Source organism: Xanthomonas hortorum (genome assembly GCF_040279205.1).
In the GTDB taxonomy this organism is placed as follows: Bacteria; Pseudomonadota; Gammaproteobacteria; order Xanthomonadales; family Xanthomonadaceae; genus Xanthomonas; species Xanthomonas hortorum_F.
This window is the reverse complement of record NZ_JBEOLS010000058.1, coordinates 1-21,900: the sequence shown is the minus strand read 5'-3', so window position 1 is coordinate 21,900 and position 21,900 is coordinate 1. Positions and strand designations below refer to the sequence as shown.

Annotated in this window: 16 protein-coding genes; 10 read left to right on the top strand and 6 right to left on the bottom strand. The window is 64.8% G+C overall.

Annotation, left to right across the window (positions count from 1 at the left end; all coding sequences use genetic code 11):
* Positions 1-22: 22 nt before the first annotated feature.
* Entirely contained in the window at positions 23-1,369 is a 1,347-nt protein-coding gene (locus tag ABS769_RS18325; protein WP_317061173.1) for a dicarboxylate/amino acid:cation symporter, read from the bottom strand.
* A gap of 286 nt (positions 1,370-1,655) precedes the next feature.
* Here ABS769_RS18325 and ABS769_RS18320 point away from each other — a divergent pair, with 286 nt between their 5' ends.
* From ABS769_RS18320 to ABS769_RS18300, 5 genes are all read left to right on the top strand, one after another.
* Positions 1,656-2,828: an OprO/OprP family phosphate-selective porin gene (locus tag ABS769_RS18320; RefSeq protein WP_043889421.1), complete on the top strand. Its 1,173-nt coding sequence runs from the start codon at positions 1,656-1,658 to the stop codon at positions 2,826-2,828.
* Between the two features lie 238 nt (positions 2,829-3,066).
* Positions 3,067-5,712, top strand: a complete 2,646-nt coding sequence (locus tag ABS769_RS18315; RefSeq protein ID WP_317061174.1) for a hybrid sensor histidine kinase/response regulator — start codon at positions 3,067-3,069, stop codon at positions 5,710-5,712.
* A gap of 34 nt (positions 5,713-5,746) precedes the next feature.
* Positions 5,747-6,679 (top strand): DUF1460 domain-containing protein, encoded by a 933-nt coding sequence (locus ABS769_RS18310; protein WP_317061175.1) that lies wholly within the window; start codon positions 5,747-5,749, stop codon positions 6,677-6,679.
* A 213-nt stretch (positions 6,680-6,892) separates the two neighbouring features.
* Positions 6,893-8,242, top strand: coding sequence for an MFS transporter (locus ABS769_RS18305; protein ID WP_317061176.1), 1,350 nt, complete (start codon positions 6,893-6,895; stop codon positions 8,240-8,242).
* Between the two features lie 8 nt (positions 8,243-8,250).
* A complete protein-coding gene (locus ABS769_RS18300; RefSeq protein WP_317061221.1) occupies positions 8,251-9,018 on the top strand; it encodes a substrate-binding domain-containing protein in 768 nt (255 codons plus the stop codon).
* Here ABS769_RS18300 and ABS769_RS18295 read toward each other — a convergent pair.
* Positions 9,010-9,912: a LysR family transcriptional regulator gene (locus tag ABS769_RS18295; protein WP_317061177.1), complete on the bottom strand. Its 903-nt coding sequence runs from the start codon at positions 9,910-9,912 to the stop codon at positions 9,010-9,012. The two genes, ABS769_RS18300 and ABS769_RS18295, sit on opposite strands and share 9 nt — an antisense overlap.
* A 362-nt stretch (positions 9,913-10,274) precedes the next feature.
* Between ABS769_RS18295 and ABS769_RS18290 the strand changes: the two genes are divergently transcribed.
* Positions 10,275-12,395, top strand: coding sequence for a TonB-dependent receptor (locus ABS769_RS18290; protein WP_317061178.1), 2,121 nt, complete (start codon positions 10,275-10,277; stop codon positions 12,393-12,395).
* A 114-nt stretch (positions 12,396-12,509) separates the two neighbouring features.
* On the opposite strand, the gene ABS769_RS18285 is transcribed toward ABS769_RS18290, so the two are convergent.
* The 4 genes from ABS769_RS18285 to ABS769_RS18270 form a co-directional block, all read right to left on the bottom strand.
* Positions 12,510-13,148, bottom strand: a complete 639-nt coding sequence (locus ABS769_RS18285) for a response regulator (protein WP_024938967.1) — start codon at positions 13,146-13,148, stop codon at positions 12,510-12,512.
* A gap of 192 nt (positions 13,149-13,340) precedes the next feature.
* Complete coding sequence (locus ABS769_RS18280) at positions 13,341-14,390, bottom strand: ABC transporter substrate-binding protein (RefSeq protein ID WP_350498224.1); 1,050 nt, start codon at positions 14,388-14,390, stop codon at positions 13,341-13,343.
* Positions 14,390-15,775 (bottom strand): sensor histidine kinase N-terminal domain-containing protein, encoded by a 1,386-nt coding sequence (locus tag ABS769_RS18275; protein ID WP_317061180.1) that lies wholly within the window; start codon positions 15,773-15,775, stop codon positions 14,390-14,392. The genes ABS769_RS18280 and ABS769_RS18275 overlap by 1 nt, the downstream gene beginning before the upstream one ends.
* Positions 15,768-16,469 (bottom strand): response regulator, encoded by a 702-nt coding sequence (locus ABS769_RS18270; RefSeq protein WP_104549768.1) that lies wholly within the window; start codon positions 16,467-16,469, stop codon positions 15,768-15,770. Before ABS769_RS18270 ends, ABS769_RS18275 begins: the two co-directional genes overlap by 8 nt.
* A 256-nt stretch (positions 16,470-16,725) precedes the next feature.
* Here ABS769_RS18270 and ABS769_RS18265 point away from each other — a divergent pair, with 256 nt between their 5' ends.
* From ABS769_RS18265 to ABS769_RS18250, 4 genes are all read left to right on the top strand, one after another.
* Positions 16,726-17,919 (top strand): OprO/OprP family phosphate-selective porin, encoded by a 1,194-nt coding sequence (locus tag ABS769_RS18265; protein WP_350498223.1) that lies wholly within the window; start codon positions 16,726-16,728, stop codon positions 17,917-17,919.
* A 114-nt stretch (positions 17,920-18,033) separates the two neighbouring features.
* Complete coding sequence (locus ABS769_RS18260; RefSeq protein WP_115040946.1) at positions 18,034-19,362, top strand: CitMHS family transporter; 1,329 nt, start codon at positions 18,034-18,036, stop codon at positions 19,360-19,362.
* Positions 19,363-19,535: 173 nt separating this feature from the next.
* Positions 19,536-20,276: an acetoacetyl-CoA reductase gene (gene phbB, locus ABS769_RS18255; RefSeq protein ID WP_023905067.1), complete on the top strand. Its 741-nt coding sequence runs from the start codon at positions 19,536-19,538 to the stop codon at positions 20,274-20,276.
* A 238-nt stretch (positions 20,277-20,514) separates the two neighbouring features.
* Positions 20,515-21,546 (top strand): LacI family DNA-binding transcriptional regulator, encoded by a 1,032-nt coding sequence (locus tag ABS769_RS18250; protein ID WP_317061182.1) that lies wholly within the window; start codon positions 20,515-20,517, stop codon positions 21,544-21,546.
* The last annotated feature ends 354 nt before the right edge of the window (positions 21,547-21,900 follow it).

Sequence of the window (21,900 nt, the reverse complement as noted above, 5' to 3'; positions counted from 1 at the left end):
GAATACAGGGCCGCAGGAAGCATCAGCGCGCGCTGATCGGTGCGACGACGTCGGTCGAGGCCACCGGCGCCTGCAGCGGCGGCGAACCGCCATCCAGCACCAGCTTCAACTGGTCGCGATCCAGCGCATTTTCCCAGCGCGACACCACCACCGTGGCGACCGCATTGCCGATGAAGTTGGTCAGCGAGCGGCACTCGCTCATGAAACGGTCCACGCCCAGGATCAGCGCCATGCCGGCCACCGGCACGTCCGGCACCACCGACAGCGTGGCCGCCAGGGTGATGAAGCCGGCACCGGTCACGCCGGCCGCGCCCTTGGAGCTGAGCATCGCCACCGCCAGCAAGGTGATCTGCTGGCCCAGGGTCAGGTCCACGTTGGTGGCCTGGGCGATGAACAATGCGGCCAGGGTCATGTAGATGTTGGTGCCGTCCAGATTGAACGAATAGCCGGTCGGCACCACCAGGCCCACCACCGACTTCTCGCAGCCGGCCTTTTCCATCTTTTCCATCAGCGACGGCAGCGCCGACTCCGACGAAGAGGTGCCAAGCACCAGCAGCAGCTCGGCCTTGAGATAGCGGATCAGCTTGAGCACCGAAAAGCCGCACAGGCGACAAACAATGCCCAGGATCACCAGTACGAAGAACAGCGAGGTCACATAGAACGAACCCACCAGCCAGGCCAGATTGACCAGCGAGTCCAGCCCGTACTTGCCGATGGTGAAGGCGATCGCACCGAATGCACCGATCGGCGCGGCCTTCATCAACATGTGCACCAGACGGAACACCGGGGCGGTCAACGCCTCCAGAAAGCTCAGCACCGGGCGGCCACGTTCACCGACCAGGGCCAGCGCGATACCGAACAGCACCGCCACGAACAGCACCTGCAGGATGTTGCCATCAACGAACGCGCTGATCAGCGTGGCCGGGATGATGTCCATCAAGAAGCCGACCAGGCTCAGCTCGTGCGATTTCTGCACGTAGGTGTTGACCGCGCTCTGATCCAGCTCGGCCGGGTTGATGTTCATGCCGGCGCCGGGCTGCACCACGTGCGCCACGATCATGCCCACGATCAACGCCAGCGTGGAGAAGAACAAAAAGTAGGCCATCGACTTGGCGAAGACCCGGCCCACCGTCTTGAGATGGGTCATGCCGGCGATGCCGGTGACGATGGTCAGGAAGATCACCGGGGCGATGATCATCTTCACCAGCTTGATGAAGGCGTCGCCCAACGGCTTGAGGCTTTCGGCGAAGGCCGGCTCGAAATGGCCGAGCAAGGCGCCCAGGACGATCGCCACCACCACCTGGAAGTACAGCTGGCGGTAGAAGGGGACGGACGCCGGCAACGGGCCGGCAGGCTTGCTGATGTGCATGACACCACTCCGAGGGAACATAGAGGGCGCCTGAGCAGGCACCCGGTGCACGCATTCTGGCCGCACGTCACAGCCAGGGCCGATAGCCCATTGGTACTACGCACTGTCCGCGGGCTGAACGCCGTCTTACACTTCAGCGGCGCCACCGCCGGCCGTTAATTTCGTTTAACACAGACAACGATTCCCTGTGCGTTCGATGCCCGGAACCTGCGCGCTTGCTGAAGCTGTTCATTGCGACCGCCATGGCAGGACGCCCGGCCCCTTCTCATTGCCGAAGATCATTCCTATGCGCCTCAATCCGCTCGTTCTTGCGTTGGCCATCGCCGCCGCGCCCGCTGCCGCCAATGCGGCCACCTCGATCGAAAACTGGCCGACCAAGTACACCTTCGGTGATGGCACCGAGCTGGGTCTGACCGGCAACTACGCCTACGACGACAACAACTTCTCCGGCGACGACCGTCTGGAAGACCGCACCGACTTCCGCCGTAAGGAATTCGGCGCCACCCTCAAGAAGAAGGGCGCCTACGACGCCATGGTGTATTTCGACTTCGAGGCCAAGCTGTGGCTGGACGTGTTTTTCCGCTTCGAGACCAAGGCACTGCTGGGCCAGGATTACGGTCGCGTGCGGCTGGGCTACATGAAGGTGCCGGTGGGTCTGGAAGCGGTGCAGAGCTCGCGCGCGGGCAGCTTCATGGAACTGGGCCTGCCGGTGCAGGCGGTGTTCCAGGGCCGCCGCACCGGTGTGGAGTGGACGCTGGAGCGTCAGCAGTACCTGCTGCAGGCCGGCGCGTACGGCGGCCAGGATCTGCAGGGCGACAACCCGGGCACCACCCAGGCCGTGCATGCGGCATGGACCCCGTTCAAGGCCGAAGGCGACGTGCTGCACCTTGGTATCGCCGGCTCGGTCGAAAACCCGCGCGGCTTCAGCGACGGCCGCGGCGTGTCCTTCAGCCCGCGCGTGCGCCTGCGTGCCCGCCCAGAAGCCGGCCTGACCGACGTGCGTCTGATCGACACCGGCACCATCCTCGATGTGGATCACGTGATCCGCACCGGCGTGGAAGCGGTCTGGATCCACGGCCCGTTCTCGCTGCAGAGCGAAGCGCTGCGTGCCGAAGTGGCGCGTAATGCCGGCCAGCCGCACTTCATCGCGCAGGGCCAGTACCTCTACGGCACCTGGTCGCTGACCGGTGAGTCGCGCACCTATGCCGGCGGCGTCCCGGGCAATATCAAGCCGGCGCACGACTACGGCGCGGTCGAGCTGACCGCCCGCTACAGCCGTCTGAATCTGGAAGACAACAACGTCCACGGCGGCCGCCAGCACGACACCACCATCGGTGCCAACTGGTACCTCACCAGCCACTTCAAGATGCAGGCCAACTACAGCTGGGTGGATTCCTCGCGCAATGGCGTGCATGAGACCCCGCACGTGATGGAACTGCGTGCGCAGGTGCAGTTTTAAGCGCTGTTGAGCAGATGCAACGCGGGCCTGGTTGGCCGCGCGTTGCCTTGGTTGGCCGCTTCAACGCAGTGATGCTGTAACGCACACCAGCGTGTGTGCCTATGCGGCCGCATCCTTCCGAGGATGCGGCCGCAGTCGTTTGTAGGGGGCTTGTTTGGTGGTCATGCGGGGCTGTAGTCGGTGCGGATATCCGCGGCGATAGCTGCGCGATGTACCTGCGCACCGCCATACTTGCCGCATGTACGCCTCGCAACGCCGCCGCCTGCTGTTCACGCTGTCCATCGTATTGGGCGGCATGTTGGTGGCCATGTTCGCGGCCGGGCATTTTGTCGAGCAGAACGCCTTGCGCGACGAAAGCGCCACCGTGCGGCGTCAGCTACGGCTGTATGCGCAGGCCTTGCAGCAGCGTATCGATCGCTATCGCACCTTGCCGCAGATTCTGGCGCTGGACCCGGAGCTGCGCGCTGCGGTGTCCGGGCCGTTGTCGGCCGCGCAGGTGGAACAGCTCAACGACAAACTCGAACGCGCCAACAACGTCACCCAATCGTCCACGCTGACGGTGATCGACCGCAGTGGTATCGCGTTGGCGGCCAGCAACTGGCGCGCGCCGCGCAGCAATGTGGGCGTGGACTACGCCTTCCGCCCTTATTACCAGCAGGCACTGGTCACCGGCAGCGGCAGCTTTTACGGCATCGGCATGACCACCAGCGAGCCGGGCTATTTCCTGTCGCAGGCCATCGTCGACTCCGCCGGCCAGGTGCAGGGCGTGGTGGTGATCAAGATCGCGCTGGCCGCACTGGAACGCGAATGGCTGCAGACCCCGGACATCGTGCTGGCCTCCGATGCGCACGACGTGGTGTTTCTGGCCAGCCGCCCCGAATGGCGCTACCGCATGCTGGCACCGTTGAGCCTGCGCGATCGCAGCGAATTGCAGAGCACCCGCCAGTACGCCGACCAGGGATTGCTGCCGTTGCAGCGCCGGCTGATCGAGCAGACCGGCAACGGTGGCGTATTGGCCGAGGTCCGCGAGCCAGCGCTCGCCGGCCCGGTGCTGTGGCAGACCCTGGAAGTGCCCGAAAGCGGCTGGCGCCTGCATCTGCTGCACGACACCCGCGCCAGCGCGGCGGCCGGCCGCGCCGCTGCGATTGCCGCCGCCGGTGCATGGCTGGCACTGGCCTTGCTGTGGTTGTTCGTGCAGCAACGGCGGCGGCTGGCGGCTTTGCGTCAGCGCAGCCGGGACGAACTGGAAACACTGCTGCAACAACACGCCGAAGAACTGCGCACCGCCCAGGATGGCGTGGTCACCGCCGCGCAGCAGGCCAATGCCGGCTTGAGCCGCAGCCTGGAACACCTGCCGCAAGGCGTGGTGGTGATCGACGATGCGCTCAATCTGGTGGCGTGGAATTCGCGCTATGTCGAGCTGTTCCGCTTCCCGCCCGAGCTGCTCAAGACCGGCCGCCCGATCGAAGACCTGTTCCGCTTCAACGCACGCCGCGGCCTGCTCGGTCCGGGGCCGATCGAAGCGGCGATCGAGCGCCGTTTGAACCACTTGCGCAGCGGCAAACCGCATATGCGCGAGAGCGAGAAGGAAGACGGCACGGTGCTGGAAATCCGCGGCAATCCGCTGCCCGATGGCGGCTTCGTCACCAGTTACGCCGACATCACCAGCTACAAGAATGCCGCACGCGAACTGCGCTCGTTGGCCGACGCGCTGGAACACCGCGTGGCCGAACGCACTCGCGATCTGGCCGCCGCCAAGCGCGAGGCCGAGAGCGCCAATCGCTACAAGACCCGCTTCGTCGCCTCGGCCGTGCACGACCTGCTGCAGCCGCTCAACGCCGCGCGCATGTTCGTCTCGGTGTTGCGCGGCCAGGTGCGCGAGACCGGCAGCGCGCGCGTGGTCGACAACATCGAAGGCGCGCTGGCCGCGCAGGACGCCATCCTCAACAGCCTGCTGGATATCTCGCGGCTGGAAGCGGGCAGCCTGAAAACCCAGGTGCGCGATTTCGCCATCGCCCCGCTGCTGGAAACGCTGGCACGCGAGTTCGGCATCCTGGCCGAAGACCGCGGCCTGGTGCTGGATTGGGTGCCCACCTCGGCGGTGGTGTTGAGCGATGAAAACCTGCTGCGGCGCATCCTGCAGAACTTTCTCTCCAATGCCATCCGCTACACCCCGCGTGGGCGGGTGCTGATCGGCTGTCGTCGCCGTGGCGGCTGGCTGCGCATCGAAGTGCACGATCAAGGACCCGGCATTCCCGAAACACTGCAGCATGAAATCTTCGAAGAATTCCGCCGCCTGGACGACGGCGTGGCCAACGACCGCGGCGCCGGCCTGGGGCTTGCCATCGTCGAGCGCATCGGCCGCCTGCTCGGTCACCGCATCGGCCTGCATTCCACGCTGGGGAGCGGCAGCGTATTTTCGGTAACGCTGCCGCTGGGCGAGCGTGCCGCCATCGCCAAGCAATTGCCGCCGCCCACCACCACTGCAGAAAACGCCAACGACCCGATTCTGCACGGCTGCCGCGTCTGGTGCGTGGACGATGAGCCACGCGTGTGCGAAGCCACGCGCGTCCTGCTCGAACGCTGGGAATGCCGGGTGGATTTTGCCGGTGGTCCCGACGATGCATTGGCCGCCGCCAACGCCGACGAGGTGCCGGAACTGCTGCTGCTGGACGTGCGCATGGGCGAGCACTACGGCCCCATCTTGCTGCCGCAGTTGGTGCAACGCTGGCAACGCGAACCGCGCGTGATCCTGGTCACCGCAGAACCCGACCCCGCGCTGCGCGAGCATGCGCTGGACCTGGGCTGGGGATTGTTGTCCAAGCCAGTGCGCCCGCCGGCACTGCGTGCGCTGGTGACGCAGATGTTGCTGCGGCGTGGGTGATGCTGCCCGTGGCCACACATGCCACGTTCGGATCGTGCAGCACGTCTTCGTGATCGCTGGTGCAGCAACTCATAATCTGCTCGACCATTGCAGCCTGCCCCCCCCGAAAGCCGGAAATGCGATGTTCAAGACAACGCTACCGCTGCTGATGTCACTGCTCTTTGCGAGCTGCGCAGGGGGATTTCCAGCGCAGGCGGAAACGTCCTCCGGCGTCACGCAGCCAGCGCCGCCATCGCCGCCATCGCGCGCGACCATGGATCCCTACACGGTCAATAAATTGAATGCCGTGCTGGATCAGGCCTCAAACCATAGGGGATTAAGCCCAGGCCACCTGATTGACGCGATCTCGGCAGAATTTCTAGGCACGCCCTACCGCGACCATGTCTTGCAGGGCTCGGCCACCACGCCACAAAAACTGATCATCGACTTCACCGGATTGGACTGCTTCACTTATCTGGATTACGTCGAGGCGGCACGAAAGGCTTACTCACAGCAGGATTTCGTCAATCACCTGGTGCTGACCCGCTACGTCGAGGGCGTTGTCAGCTTTACCCATCGCAAGCATTTCTTTACCGATTGGGCCAACAGACCGTACGAGCTCGCCACCGATATCACCGCAGTGGTCAGCCCCAATGCCGTCAGCGTCACCAAAGCGCTCAACCGGAAAGCCGACGGCAGCAATTATCTTCCAGGTCTGCCGGTGGTTGACCGGACCATCACTTACATTCCCACCGAACGCGTCGACAGCACGGTCGTCAGCCGGTTGCGTACCGGCGACTACATCGGCATCTACACGCCCCTGGCCGGGCTGGACGTCACCCACGTCGGGTTTTTCATCATGACCGACAAGGGCCCGGTGCTGCGCAACGCCTCATCCCGCAAGGAAAACATGAAAGTCGTGGACTCTCCGTTCATGGAGTATGTCGCGAGGACACCGGGCATCATTGTCTATCGGGCCAAGAAGTGACCATGCACCACTGCCAGGCTCGATAAGCGCCGGCGCCCGGCGGCATCTCTGACCGCAGCTGACGCGCGCGCCGCGCCTGCCGCATTGACGCGCGTGGGAGCCGAGCACCGCTGCAATGCGTGCTGATGTTCAACCTGCATCAGTCGATGAGAAAGCAGCAATTATCAACATCGGCCATCTCCACCAGAATCGATCGCCTCAGATGTTCCGCACATGCATACCTGTCGTGGAGGGCGATCTATGCAGACTTCCAGCCTTGAGGCAAAGGGGCAGTCGAAACTGGGAATGGTGCTGAGGGTGACCTCGGGCAACTTCCTTGAGCAGTTCGACTTTTTCCTGTTCGGTTTCTACGCAACGCAGATCGCCGCGGTGTTCTTCCCGGCAAGCAACGAATTCGCTTCGTTGATGATGACCTTCGCCGTGTTTGGCGCAGGCTTTCTGATGCGTCCACTGGGTGCAGTGATCCTGGGCGCGTATATCGATGATGTGGGCCGCCGCAAAGGCCTGATCGTCACCCTGGCAATCATGGCCAGCGGCACCGTCCTGATCGTGCTGGTGCCCGGCTATGCCAGCATCGGTTTGTGGGCACCGGCCTTGGTATTGCTCGGGCGGTTGCTGCAAGGCTTTTCGGCGGGTGCCGAAATGGGCGGCGTGTCGGTGTATCTGGCCGAGATGGCGACGCCGGGGCGGCGCGGCTTCTATGCGAGTTGGCAATCGGCCAGCCAGCAGGTGGCCATCGTCGCTGCGGCAGCCATCGGGTATGCGCTCAACCAGCTCATGGCGCCGCAGGATCTGGCGCAATGGGGCTGGCGGATTCCCTTTGCCATCGGTTGCGTCATCATCCCCTTCATCTTCTTGCTGCGGCGCAGCCTGGAAGAGACTGCGGCGTTTGCGCAGCGCACGCAGCGCGTCACGATGCAGCAGGTGATGCGCGGGCTGGCCAACAATGCCGGCACCGTGATCGCCGGCGGGTTGATGGTGGCGCTGACCACGACCGCGTTTTATCTGATCACCGTCTACGCACCGACCTTCGGCAAGAGCGTGCTCAAACTCAGCACCGGCGACGCATTGATCGTGACGCTGCTGGTCGGCATCTCCAACTTCATCTGGCTGCCGATCGGCGGTGCGCTCAGCGACCGGTTCGGCCGCAAACCGCTGCTGGTGACCATGGCGGTGGTGTGCGTACTGAGCGCGTATCCGGTACTCGCGTTCCTGGCCGCCGCACCGAGCTTTGCGCACATGTTGCAGGCGCTGCTGTGGCTGTCCTTCATCTACGGCATCTACAACGGCGCCATGATTCCTGCGCTCACCGAACTCATGCCGGCGCATGTACGGGTGGCGGGATTTTCGCTTGCCTACAGCCTGGCCACGGCGGTCTTTGGCGGCTTTACGCCGGTGATGTCCACCTGGTTGATCCATGTCACCGGCGACAAGGCCGCCCCTGGCTCTTGGCTGGTGTTCGCGTCCGTGTGCGCGCTGTTGGCAACGCTGTTTCTCTACCGACGCCATGGCAACGCAGCGACAGCGACCGGCCTCGATGCTGCTGCGGGAGCGGCGAAATGATGCGGGCCGTGTGGAAAAAATGGCTGGGTGCGGTTGTCGCCATTGCCCTGCTGCCGCCGGCCGCAGGCGCGCAGGATCTGACCGTGATGACCTCGGGCGGCTTCACTGCCGCCTTCGAACGCCTGGCGCCGCAGTACAGCACGCAGACCGGCACGACGCTCGAGACGCTGCACGGCCCTTCGATGGGCCAGACGCCGCAATCCATTCCCAGCCGGCTCGCCCGCGGCGAGCATGCCGATGTGGTGATCATGGTGGGCAGCGCGCTGCAGAAGCTGATCGATGCAGGAGTGGTGGACCCCGCATCGCGGGTGGAGCTGGCCGATTCCAGGATCGGCATGGTGGTGCGCAGCGGCGCACGCAAGCCGAAGATCGGCAATGTCGCACAGTTCAAGAAGGCGTTGCTGCAGGCCGATTCCGTCGCCTACTCCGACAGCGCCAGTGGCGTCTACATCGAGACCACGCTGTTCAAGCGGCTGCAGATCGAAGGCCCGATGATGGCCAAGAGCCGCAAGATCGAGCGCATTCCGGTGGGCGCGGTGGTGGCCAACGGCAGCTACCAGCTCGGCTTTCAGCAGGTGGCCGAACTGCTTCCGGTGGCAGGCGTGGATTTCGTCGGCAAGATCCCCGAGCCGCTGCAGTCGGTCACGCGCTATGCGGCGGGTGTGCCGGTCACTGCGGCACATCCGCAAGCGGCCAAGCGCCTGCTGGCCTACCTGCAGTCGCGTGAGGCGCAAGCGGTCGCGCGTGCGACCGGGCTGGATCCGGTCTCACCGTGAGCGCGCGGGCATTCGTCGCACCAGTGCAGCCAGTTCGAGCGCGGCAGGTGTCAGCGTGCGTCCACGGCGTTTGAGGATTCCCACATTGCGCAACACCTCCGGTTCGATCAGCGGCACCGCCGCCAGCAGCGGATGCGGGCGGGAGGGCATTGCGATCGAAGGAACCGCGGCAATGCCGACGCCTGCTTCCACCAGCCCCAGCAAGGTGGTGACATGGCGGGTTTCGCAGATGCTGGGCCGGTCCGGCGTAAAGGCAGACAGCGCCCGATCGAGCACCAGCCGATTGCCCGATGTCTTGTCCAGCGTGATGTAGTCGTGGCCATAAGCTTCCTGCCAACTGACCTGTTCGCGCCGGGACAAGGGATGGTCGTGGCGGCACGCGATTACATAGCGCTCCTGCAGCAACGGCTCGAACTCGACCTCCGGTGCCAGGTTGCCGCTGAAGCTGACGCCGAAATCCGCTTCGCCGGAGGCCACTGCCGCACTGACATGACTGGCGCTGCCGTCGAACAGCCGGATGCGGATTTTCGGAAACAGCTGATGCAGCCCGTGAATCGCCTGCGGCATGAAGTAGTACGCCGCAGACGGCACGCACGCCACGGTCACCGTGCCCATCCTGCTCGATCCGGCATCGCCGATGCTCATCAACGCCAGATCCAGATCGTCGAGCATGCGCTCGACCTGCGGCATGAAGGCCTGGCCGATCGTGGTGAGCGCCACCTTGCGCGTCGTACGCTCGAACAACTTGACGTTCAACGCCGACTCGAGTTTGTCGATCCTGCGGCTGAGCGCCGGCTGGGTGATCCGTATCTGTTCGGCAGCGCGGCGAAAGCTTCCGTTTTCGGCAACGGCGCGGAATGCCTGTAGATCGTTGAGGTCGAATTTGATGGTCACGGTGCCGCAGCTGCGATGTTCGATGGCGGTCGGCATAGCATAGACAGTTGCCTGCTTTGCTGCGCGAGCATGCCCGGGCAGACGCATCGCGCACAGCTTGCAGCGTGCGTGCAGAACGTCGTCGAGCTAGGCGTGCACACGCTGTTGAGCACACAGCAACTGCCTGCACTCGCATCGCAGTGCTCCGGCAGCGTAACGATGCTGCCAAGCGTGCAGTCGCATGCTCGCAGCAGAGCGGCATGCCGGACGCCGCGGCGCCCGCGCCTGCTAGAATATCGATAATGATTCCCATTTGATCGTCGCTTTCGCCCCGGCTTGCGTGTCCTGCACGCGTGCCGCCGCGTTTTGGAGTTCCTTGCCTGATGAAATCTCCCGTCTCCGGATCGGCCGGCATGCCGCTGCTTGCCTCGCTCTGCCTGCTCGCCTCTGCCACCGCTTCCGCGCAATCGGATGTCACCGATACGCTGGACACCGTGGTGGTTGCCGCCTCGCGTTCCAACATGACCGTGGCCGAGTCGCCGCAGACGGTGCTGATCATCGACAAGGCGCAGATCCAGCAGCAACTGACGATCTCCAGCAACTCCTCCGACGTGCTCGCCAACCTAATTCCGTCGTACACGCCCAGCCGCGGCAAGATGAATGGCAGCGGCGAAACGCTGCGCGGGCGCACGCCGTTGATCCTGATCGACGGCGTGCCGCAGTCCAATCCGATCCGCCCCACCGGGCGCGAAGCGCACACCATCGACTATGCGATGGTCGAGCGCATCGAAGTGATCCAGGGCGCCAACGCGATCAACGGCCTGGGCGCCACCGGCGGCACCATCAACATCATCACCCGGCGTCCGCAGGATGGTGAGCTCAACCAGCACGTCGATGTGCAGGCCACCGCGCCCACCTCGGAAACGCGTGCGGAAACCGCAAGCGTTGAGACCCGCTACCGCGTGGACGGCCGCACGGACAAGCTCGATTACCTGCTCTCGGCCAGCTACAGCGATCAAGGCCTGTATGTGGACGGACAAGGCCGGCCGATCGGTGCCGACAACACCCAGGGCGACCTGATGACCTCCAAGAGCTACGACGTGCTGGCCAAGCTCGGCTACGCGCTCACCGATGCGCAGCGCCTGAGCGTCAGCGTCAACCGCTACCGCATCAAGAACGACAACGACTACATCGGCATCGCCGGCAACCGTGCGCAAGGCCTGCCCACCACCTCGGTGCGCGGCACCCCGCAAGGCACCGCGCCGTGGAACGATGTGCTGACCTCCAGCCTGTCGTATACGCATGACGATCTGGCCGGCATGCAGTTGAGTGCGATGGTGTTCAACCAGGAATTCGAAGGGTTGTTCGGCGCCGACAACTCCTCCACGTTTCAGGACCCGCGCATCGCACCAGTCGGCACGCTGTACGACCAATCGCGGTCGGTGGCGTCCAAGTGGGGCAGCAAGATCAGCCTGACCAAGGACGATCTGCTCGATGGCCGGCTCAAGCTCACCGGCGGCGTCGACCTGCTGGCAGACACTGGCAAGCAGGATCTCTACGGCAGCGGGCGCACCTACGTGCCCGAGTCTGACTATCGCAATCTGTCGCTGTTCGCGCAGGGCGAATACAAGCTGCTGCCCACGCTCACCTTGCACGCCGGCGTGCGCCGCGAAGAAGCCGAGTTGAAGATCGACAGCTACCAGACGCTGTGGCGCTACAACCGGGTCGATGTCGAAGGCGGCACGCTCGACTTCAACCAGACCCTCTACAACGCCGGCCTGGTTTATACGCCGCTCGAAGGCGTGAGCTTTTTCACCAGCTATTCCGAAGGTTTCGGCATGCCGGACGTGGGCCGCGTGCTGCGCGCGATCAATACGCCGGGCACGCGCGTGGCCAACCTGAGCACGCTGGAACCGATCCTGACCAAGAGCGTGGAAGCCGGCACCCGCCTCACGCGCGGCGCCTTAGATGCGGACCTGAGCTACTTCCAGTCCAACTCGGATCTGGGCACGCGCGTGGTACCGATCAATGGCGCCTTCATGATGAGCCGCGAGAAAACCCGCGTGCAGGGTGTGGACGCCAGCCTGGGGTATCGCCTGGATGTGGCGCATCGCCTGCGCCTGTCGTACGCGTACACGCGTGGCCGCTACGACAGCGACAACGATGGGCAGCTGGATGCACGCCTGGATGGCCTCAACGTGGCGCCAAATCGCGTGATCGCCTCGTGGTCGGCGCAATGGACGCCGAAATTCTCCTCGTTCGTGCAGGCCCAGCATGCCTTCAGCCAATCCTTCGACGAGGCCGACAAGCGCTTCAGCGGCTACACGCTGGTGGATGCGACCTTCAACTACGCATTGCCGCGCGGTTCGGTGCGCATGGGTGTGTCCAACCTGTTCGACAAGCAGTACATCACCTACTACTCGCAATCGGCCCTGGTCGAACCGCTGCGCTACTTCGCCGGACGCGGCCGCACGTTTACGCTGGGATATTCGCTGGATTTTTAATCGCGCAGGTCGATCGTCTGGGTGCACGCTTGCGCGCGGTAGGTCTGCGCAAGCGTGCTGCTGCGAACGCGGTGAATGCGTGCTCGCTCCAGAGGCATGACTGAAGCGATCCGCTCAGCCCTCGCCTTCCGGCTCCAATGCCTTGACCAGTACCGCCGCCTGCGTGCGGCTGTAGCAATCCAGCTTTTTCAGGATTGCGGTGACGTGCACCTTGACGGTGTTTTCTGCCAGCCCCAGTTCGTGTGCGATCTGCTTGTTGAGCAGGCCGTCGGCCAGGCTCAGCAAGACGCGGAACTGTTGCGGGGTGAGCTGGGCGAGTTTGGAGGCCAGTTGCGCGTCGGCCTCGGAGCGCTCGGCGGTCATCGGCGGGAACCAAGTGCCGCCCTCCAGCACGCTGGCCACCGCGGTGCCGATCGATTCGGCCGGGGTGGATTTGGGAATGAAGCCGGCCGCACCGAACTGCTGCGCGCGCCGGATCACGCGTGGGTGATCGTTGGAGGAGATCACCACCACCGGGATGTCCGGGTGCTCGCCACGCACGTGCAACAGCGCCGAGAAGCCACGTGCACCCGGCATGGCCAGGTCCAGCAGCACCAGCTCGGCCTGCGGGTGCGAGCGCAGCATGGCGCTCAGCGTGGCGGCGCTGGAGGCTTCCACCACATCGGCCTGCGGCAAGGTCTGCTGCAGCACGTGGATCACGGCGGCACGGAACAGCGGGTGGTCGTCGGCGACGAGGATGGTGAGATCGGCCATGCGCCAAGTCTGGCACATGGACGTGTCTGTTTCCGTCCCCGAGCGTCCACCGCCACGGCGGCGCGCGTGTCAGGGCGGCGGGGCGCCGGCGGCGCCTGCGTGGCGACCGCCGATTCCAGCTCCCGCACATGCACCCCTGGCGGTCACGCAGCGCGGACGCGCAGCGCCTATCGCCGCTCGTTATTGCCCGCGCTAGCGCGGCGGCTGCGTGCTGGCGCGCCAGGCATCCAGGAACTGGCGGCGTTTGAGTTTGTCCAGATACACCAGCAGGCCAGGGCCCAGCGGGATCGGGCGGAATGGCGGTTGTGCCGAGCCGCCACGGCCACCGGCGGCCGGCAGGATCGGCATCAATCGCGCCTCGCGAGAGAGCACCTGCTGGCCGCGTGGCGAGAGCAGATAGTCGAGGAATCTGCGCGCCTCGGGCGCATGCGGCGCAGTCCTGGGGATCACTGCAGTGCGCAGCGCCACCAGCGTGTAGTCCTGCGGCTGCACGATGCCCAGCGGCGCGCCGGCATCGATGCGCGTCTGCGCGTACGAGCCCAGCACGTTGTAGGCCAGCAACAGCTCGCCACGGCTGACGCGGTCGAGCAAGGTGCCGGTGCGTTCTTCCAGCCTGACCTGGTTCGCGCCCAACGCGGCCAGCAGCGCCCCGGCGATACTGCCGACCTGCCCGTCCTGGGTGGCGAACAGATAGCCCACGCCGCTGCGCTCCACATCGTAGGTGCCCACCCGGCCGCGCAGCGGCGCATCGGGCGCGCGCAACAGGGCCAGCAGCTGTCTGCGCGTGCGCGGTACGCGTGCGGCCGCCAGCTTGCGGGTGTTGTAGACGATGGCCACCGGCTCGTAGCTGATGCCGAACACCTCGTGCCGCCACTGCGCCCACGCCGGCAGCGCTTCGGTCTGTGCGGAGCGGTGCGCGAGCGCGTGACCGTCGTTCACCAGCTTGGTCTGCAGATCCATGCTGGCGCTGATCAGCATGTCCGCAGCAGGCGTAGCCTTGCCTGGATGCAGATAGCGCGCATAGATGTCCCAGGCGATCACGTCTTCGTAGATCACCTCGGTGCCCGGATGCAGGCGCTGGTAGTCCTGGATGACCGCGCCAAACACCTCCAGATCGGTGGAGCCCTGCACGCGCAATTGCGCCTGCATCGGGCCCTGCGCAGGAAACCGCCGTACATCGCCGGGCGCGGCGCAGGCGATGCCATGTGCCAGCAATACCACCATCAGCAACAGCACGCGCATCAGCGTGTCCCTCCAGGAAAATGCAACGAGGCGATCAGCCCGCCGCCGACGCGGTTGGCCAGATCGATGCGCCCGCCATGCGCCTCGACCACGCGTTTGACGATCGCTAGCCCCAGCCCCGCGCCGCCGGCCGGCGCATCCGGCCCGCGCGCGAAACGTTCGAACACGCGCTCGGCTTCGGCTGCGGGAATGCCGGGGCCGTGATCGGCGATGGTGATGACGTGGTGGCTGCCATCGCTGGTGAGCGCCACCTGCAATGGCGCGCCGCCACCGTACTTGCAGGCGTTGTCGATCAGGTTCTTGAGCGCCTCGCGTAACAGCAAGGCATCACCATGCAACAGCGCCGGTTGCGGGTCGATCGCCAGGTGCACGCGCGGCGCACTGTCGCTACGCGGTAGCGCTTCGTGCAAGGCCTGGTGCAAGACCTCGGCCAGATCCACGGTGGCAAAGCGCTGCAGATTGGCGCGGTGAATCACGCTGGCATCGCTGAGCAATTGATTGAGCAGCCGGCTCATATGGCTGGCATTGCGCTCGATCGCCACCAGGCTGCGCTGCATCTCGCGCGGGTCGTCATCGTCCATCGCCAGCTGCGCCTGCGCGCGCAAAGCAGCCAACGGCGTGCGCATCTGGTGCGCGGCTTCGGCCATGAACGCGCGCAAGGTTTCGTTGCTGGAGGACAGCCGCGCCATGAAGCGATTGAGCGCGGTCACCATCAACTGCATTTCCTGCGGTGCCGGCACGCTCAGCGGTTTCAGGTCGGAGGGCTCGCGCCGCGACAGATCGCGCTCGATGCGCTGCAACGGACGCAACGCGCGATACACGCCCAGCCACACCAGGCCCAGGGCGAGCAGCGACAACACGCCGATCGCCACCAAGGCATTGAGCACCACATCGCGCGCCAGCGCATCGCGCGCGCGCCGGGTCTGGCCCACTTGCACGCGCACTTCGCCCTGCCCGGACGCCGATGCCACCCGATGCATCACCACCGCAAAGCGGACTGGCTCGCCGCTGTAGTCGGCATCGAACAACAGCGGGCGCTCGTCGCTGGGCGGGCGTGGCGGCAGCGGCAAATTTTCTTCGCCGGTGATGGTGTGGCCTTGCGCATCGAACACGCGATAGAACACGCGGTCTTCCGGCGCCATGCCAAGCAGATCCAGCGAGGCGTACGGCAGATCCACCTGCCAGTCGCCGCCGACCAGCGCCACGCTGTCGATGATGGACAGTGCCGAGGACACCAGCAGATGGTCGTAGGAGCGATTGGCCGCACGCTCGCCGTAATCGCGTGCGGCAAAGAACAGCACCACCGCGCCAAGCAGCGACAGGCTGCCCAGATACAGCAGCAAGGTGCGCCGGATCGACGGCGCCACCGTCGGCGGCTCAGCCATCGACGCCCGGCTCCACCGGCGCGTGCGGGTCGGCTTCTTCGAGTTTGTAGCCGGCGCCGCGTACGGTAACGATGCGCAACGGCGCCCCCGCCAACTTGCGACGCAGGCGGCCGACATACAGCTCGATCGCATTGGGCCCGGCATCGTCGTCGAAACCGAACAAGCCGTTGCCGATCTCGTCCTTGCCCACCACCTGCCCCAGCCGCCCGATCAGGATTTCGAACAGCCGGTATTCGCGATTGGGCAACTCGATCGGCACGCCGTCCAGCAGTAGCGTGTGCGCGGCGTTATCGAACACGAAACCGCCGATCTGCACCACCTCGCTGGCCTGGCCGCGATTGCGCCGCAGCAGCACGCGACAGCGCGCTTCGAACTCGCGGAAGTCGAACGGCTTGCCCAGGTAATCGTCCGCCCCGACATCCAGCGCCTGCACGCGGTCTTCGATGCCATCGCGCGCGGTGAGCATCAGCACCGGCGTGGTATCGCCGCGCTCGCGCATACCGGCTAGCACCCGCAAGCCATCGAGCTTGGGCAAGCCGATATCCAGCACCACCAGATCGAAACTCTGATAGCGCAACACACTCGCCGCCGCCAGGCCATCGGCCTGCCAGTCCACCGCATGCCCGCTGCGGCGCATGCGCCGCACGATGGCATCGGCGAGGTCGGCGTTGTCTTCGACTAGCAGCAGGCGCATGGGGCGGGGAATGGGGAATGGGGAATGGGGAATGGGGAATGGGGAATCGGAACGGCGGTTGGCTGCGGCCGGAAGGTAACAGGCCGCGAAGACAAAAGCTCTTAACGCTCTTGCAATTCCCCATTCCCGACTCCCCATTCCCGCCCCAACGACAGGTCCATGACAGCTTCGCCGGACTAGGCTGCTGCCAACGCGCCGCAGTGTGGTTGTGCGGTGCATCGCTGAACGTGATTCACACATGTACCTGGGAGGGTCTGTGAGCAACGACACCTTGCGTCTGCGCGTCTTCACCGCCTGCGCCGCGATCTGCTTGGCGCCGGCGGCGCATGCGGCCGATGGCGACGGTCCGGTCACCACCGAGGTGGGTGGGCGCGTGCACTGGGACTTCACCATGTTCGACAACGACGAACGCGGCACGCCCGAGCGCAACGACACCCAGTTCCGCCGGGTGTGGCTGGATGTGGCGGGCAAGTTCTACGGCTTCAACTACAAGGCCGAAGCGGAATTTGCCGGCCTGCAATACGAATCCGGCAGCCGCGGCATCCTGGCGCGCGATGTGTATATCGCCAAGAAGTTTTCCGCCGGTACGCTGACCGTAGGTCAGTTCAAGCAGTACTTCTCGCTGGACGATCGCACCGGTTCCAACTACGGCCCGTTTCTGGAACGCGGCTATGCCTCCACCACGCTGGCGCCGATCTATCGCAAGGCGATTTCGTGGCAGGCCAATCGCCCCGATGCGACCTGGTCCACGGCGGCCTACAGCCTGGAAAGTATCGACAATTCGTCCACCAAGGGCGGTGCGCTCGGCACGCGGCTGACCTTCGCACCGGAGATGGGCGAGGCGCGGCTGCGCCACCTGGGTGTGTCGCTGGCGCACGAGCGCTATTCGCATCCGGGCAGCGGCGGTGCGGCGCCGTTGCTGATCCGTCCACGTCCGGAGAACGATCTGGCCAACAACAGCCGCATCACGCTGGCGCGCTTTGCCGATGGCCGCGATACCGATTTCGACAAATGGTCGCTGGAATACGCCGAAGTGCTGGGCCCGTGGTCGTGGCAGAGCGAATTCAGCGGCGGCCTGCTCGACGACGGCGGGCAGCATGCCAAGGTGTTGGCCAGCTACGGCTTGGTCAGCTGGTTCGTCACTGGCGAGTCGCGCGGCTACGACCGCAAGACCGGGCGTTTCAGCCGGATCAAGACGCCCAATCGCCCGTCCGGCGCGTTCGAGCTGGCCTTGCGCTACGACTACATGCGCGGCGACCAGCACATGGATGGCCAGCCCAATTTCATCGATGCCAGCACGCAGTCGTGGACGCTGGGCGGCAACTGGTATTTCAAGCCGAACCTGCGCGTGATGCTCAACGTGATCGACAGCCGCAACCGCGACCGCATGGTCGATGCGGTGGTCGACCACACGCTGGCGGTAACCGGCCGTTTTCAATACGACTTCTGATGGGTCGTTCGTGACCGCGCCGGGTTTCAAGCAACTGCATTCGCGTCATCGCTTCCGCGCTGCATGCGCAGGCTCCACCCTCTCCCTGTTGCACGTCTCAAAGGATTTTCCCGCATGCTGACCGCGCTCGGTTTCGGAATGGTGATCACCTTCATGTACCTGATCATGAGCAAGCGGTTGTCGCCGCTGGTGGCTCTGATCACGGTACCGATCGTGTTCGCGTTGCTGGGCGGCTTCGGCACCGGCATCAACGAGATGATGCTCGACGGCATCAAGAAGATCGCGCCCACCGGCGTGATGCTGATGTTCGCCATCCTCTACTTCGGGGTGATGATCGATGCCGGCCTGTTCGATCCGTTGGTCGGCCGCATCCTGCGCCTGGTCAAGGGCGATCCGCTGAAGATCGTGATGGGCACGGCGATCCTGGCGATGCTGATCTCGCTCGATGGCGATGGCTCCACCACCTACATGATCACCGTGTCGGCGATGCTGCCGCTGTATCAGCGCCTGGGCATGAACGCACTCAACCTCACCTGCGTGACCATCCTGGCCAGCGGTGTGATGAATCTGACCCCGTGGGGCGGCCCCACCGCGCGCGCCGCCACCGCCTTGCATGTGGATCCGGCCGATGTGTTCGTGCCGCTGGTCCCGGCGATGGCGATGGCAATCGCCGGCATCATCGCGCTGGCTTGGCTGTTGGGCATGCGCGAACGTCGCCGCCTGGGCGTGGTGCGTTTGCCGGCCGACGGCAACTGGCTGGACACCAGCCTGCCCGAGGAAAACGACGCGTTGCCGCGCGTGGAAGACACCGAGGACATGAAGCGGCCCAAGCTGCTGTGGGTGAACCTGATCCTGACCCTGGCGCTGATGGCAGCACTAGTGGTCGGCGTGCTGCCGATGCCGGTGCTGTTCATGATCGGCTTTGCGCTGGCGCTGATGATCAACTACCCCAACCTGGCCGAGCAGCGCCGCCGGCTGGTCAATCACGCCGGCAACGTGCTGTCGGTGGTGTCGCTGATTTTTGCCGCTGGCATCTTCACCGGCATCCTGTCCAACACCGGCATGGTCGAAGCGATGTCGCGCAGTTTTCTGGCGGTGATCCCGGATAGCTGGGGCCCATATCTGGCGGTGATCACCGCAATCGTCAGCATGCCGTTTACGTTCTTCATGTCCAACGACGCGTTCTACTTCGGCGTGCTGCCGATCCTGTCCGAAGCGGCCGGCCACTACGGCATCACCCCGGTGGAAATGGCCCGCGCCTCGCTCGCCGGCCAGCCGGTGCATCTGCTCAGCCCCCTGGTGCCCTCGACCTATCTGCTGGTCGGCCTGGCCAAGGTCGACTTTGCCGACCACCAACGCTTCACGCTGAAGTGGGCGGTGTTGATTTCGATGCTGATGTTGGCGGGCGGATTGCTGTTTGGCTTGTTTCCGTTGGCGCGCTGATCGCCCGCCGGGAATGGGGAATCGGGAATGGGGAATCGTAAGGGCGGCGCTGTGCTGTCGTTTCGATTCCTGACTTCCACATGGACAACAGACAGACACCGCAAGCGCGGCTCCTGCTCTACCGATTCCCCACTCCCGATTCCCCATTCCCAAACTCCGAAGGAGTTACACCAATGACACTTCGCATCGCATACGTCACCAGCGGCATGGGCAGTGTGGGCACCGCGATCTGCCAGAAGCTGGCGCGCAGCGGGCATACCGTGGTCGCCGGGTGCGGTCCCAATTCGCCGCGCAAGACCTCGTGGTTGCGTGAGCAGCGCGAGCAAGGCTTCGAGTTCGTTGCCTCCGAAGGCAATGCCGCCGATTGGGATTCCACCGTGGCAGCGTTCGCCAAGGTCAAGGCCGAGGTCGGCGAGATCGATGTGCTGGTCAATAACGCCGGCGGTAGCCGCGACACCTTGTTCCGGCAGATGACGCGCGACGACTGGAACGCGGTGATCGCCAGCAACCTGCACTCGTTGTTCAACATCACCAAGCAGGTGGTCGATGGCATGACGTCGCGCGGTTGGGGACGCATCGTCAATATCGGCTCGGTCAGCGCACACAAGGGCCAGATCGGGCAGATCAACTTCGCCACCGCCAAGGCGGCGATGCACGGCTTCAGTCGCGCGTTGGCGCAGGAAGTCGCCTCGCGCGGTGTCACCGTCAACACCATTTCACCGGGCTATATCGCCAGTGCCTCGATCAGCAGCTTTCCGCCCGACGTGCTCGACCGCCTGGCCACCTCGGTGCCGGTACGCAGGCTCGGCAAACCTGCAGAAGTTGCAGGTTTGTGCGCATGGCTGGCTTCCGATGAGGCCGCTTACGTGACCGGTGCGGACTATGCCGTCAACGGCGGCCTCTACATGGGCTAGAGCGGCCATCAAAACTACCGTGCTCACCGCCAGGCGGGCGCGGCCGGTGCACGCTACGTTGTTATTTGCCACTGTGAAGCGTCATACCTGGCGAGTGGCAAGCACACGCTGCAGGGTGTGCGCTTGCACCGATGTGCGTATTTGCAGTGGGTCATCGCCCGCAAGCAACCGCCACTGCGATGAGTAACCCGCCTGCTGCGCGAACTGATTACACTCTGGTTTTCCGCAGCACGTTGTCATGGTCAAACCTTCAGAACGCGCAACGCCGGGCGCCCGCCCGCAGATGGCCGACATTGCCCGCATGGCGGGCGTGTCCGAATCCACCGTGTCGCGCGCACTCGCCGGCAGCCCGGTGGTGGCCGAGCGCACACGCGCCTACATCAAGCAGATTGCCGCCGATGCCGGGTATCAGGTCGACCCGATCGCACGCAGCCTGCGCGCCAAACGCTCAAACACCGTGAGCGTGGCAGTGCCGATGATGCATGCGCTCGATCAGCCGTTATCCGATCCCTTCATGATGACCATGCTGGCGTTGCTGGCCGAAGAACTCACCGGACGCGGCTACAGCATGCTGCTGTCCAAGCTGGATCGGCATCAGGATGGATGGGTGGAACAACTCGCCCGCGGCAGCCGCTCCGATGGCGTGATCGTGCTCGGGCAAAGCTCCGAGCACGATGCGCTCGATGCCGCCGCGCGCGACGGTCTGCCAATGGCGGTGTGGGGCAGCAAGATCGAAGGGCAGTCGTACATCAGCGTGGGCAGCGACAACTTTCAGGGCGGCGCGCTTGCCACCGAGCATCTGATCGCCAGCGGCCGGCGCCGCATCGCCTTTCTGGGCGACGATCAACTGCCCGAGGTCGCGCCGCGCTTTGCCGGGTATCGGCATGCACTTGAGCGGCATGGGCTCGAATTCGACACGCGCCTGCATGCACGCAGTCACTTTCTCAGCGAAGACGCCTACCGCCTGACCCGCGCGATGCTCAAGAAGACCGACCCACCGGACGGGCTGTTCGCGGCCTCCGATGTGATCGCAGTCGGTGCGATTCGCGCCCTGGTCGAAGCCGGCCATCGTGTGCCGCAGGACATTTCGCTGGTGGGCTTCGACGACATCCCGCTGGCCGCCTATAGCCAGCCGCCACTGACCACGGTGCGGCAGGATCTCGGGCTGGCGGCACGCCTGCTGGTGGATCGGCTATTGGCGCTGATCGCCGGCGAATCAGTGGAGTCGGTGGAAATGGCGGTGAAGCTGGTGGTGCGCGAGTCGGCTTGAAGCGGGGATTGGGGATTGGGGAATCGCAAAAGCGGAGGTGCTGCGCGCAGCCGTACGTCCTCGCCTCCGCGAGTGCACTCGACGGCGCCCGGTATGCAGCAATGCAGGCGTGGCGACTAAGAGCGGCTAAGAAAACCGAGCGAGCGGTCGCCTGTCAGTGAGTGCAGTGGTTTTGTCTGCCGCATCTTGGTGGATGCAGTCAAAAGTCCAGGTCGAACGCTGAGTCGGCAGCAATGCAGGCGTGGCGACTAAGAGCGGCTAAGAAAACCGAGCGAGCGGTCGCCTGTCAGTGAGTGCAGTGGTTTTGTCTGCCGCATCTTGGTGGATGCAGTCAAAAGTCCAGGTCGAACGCTG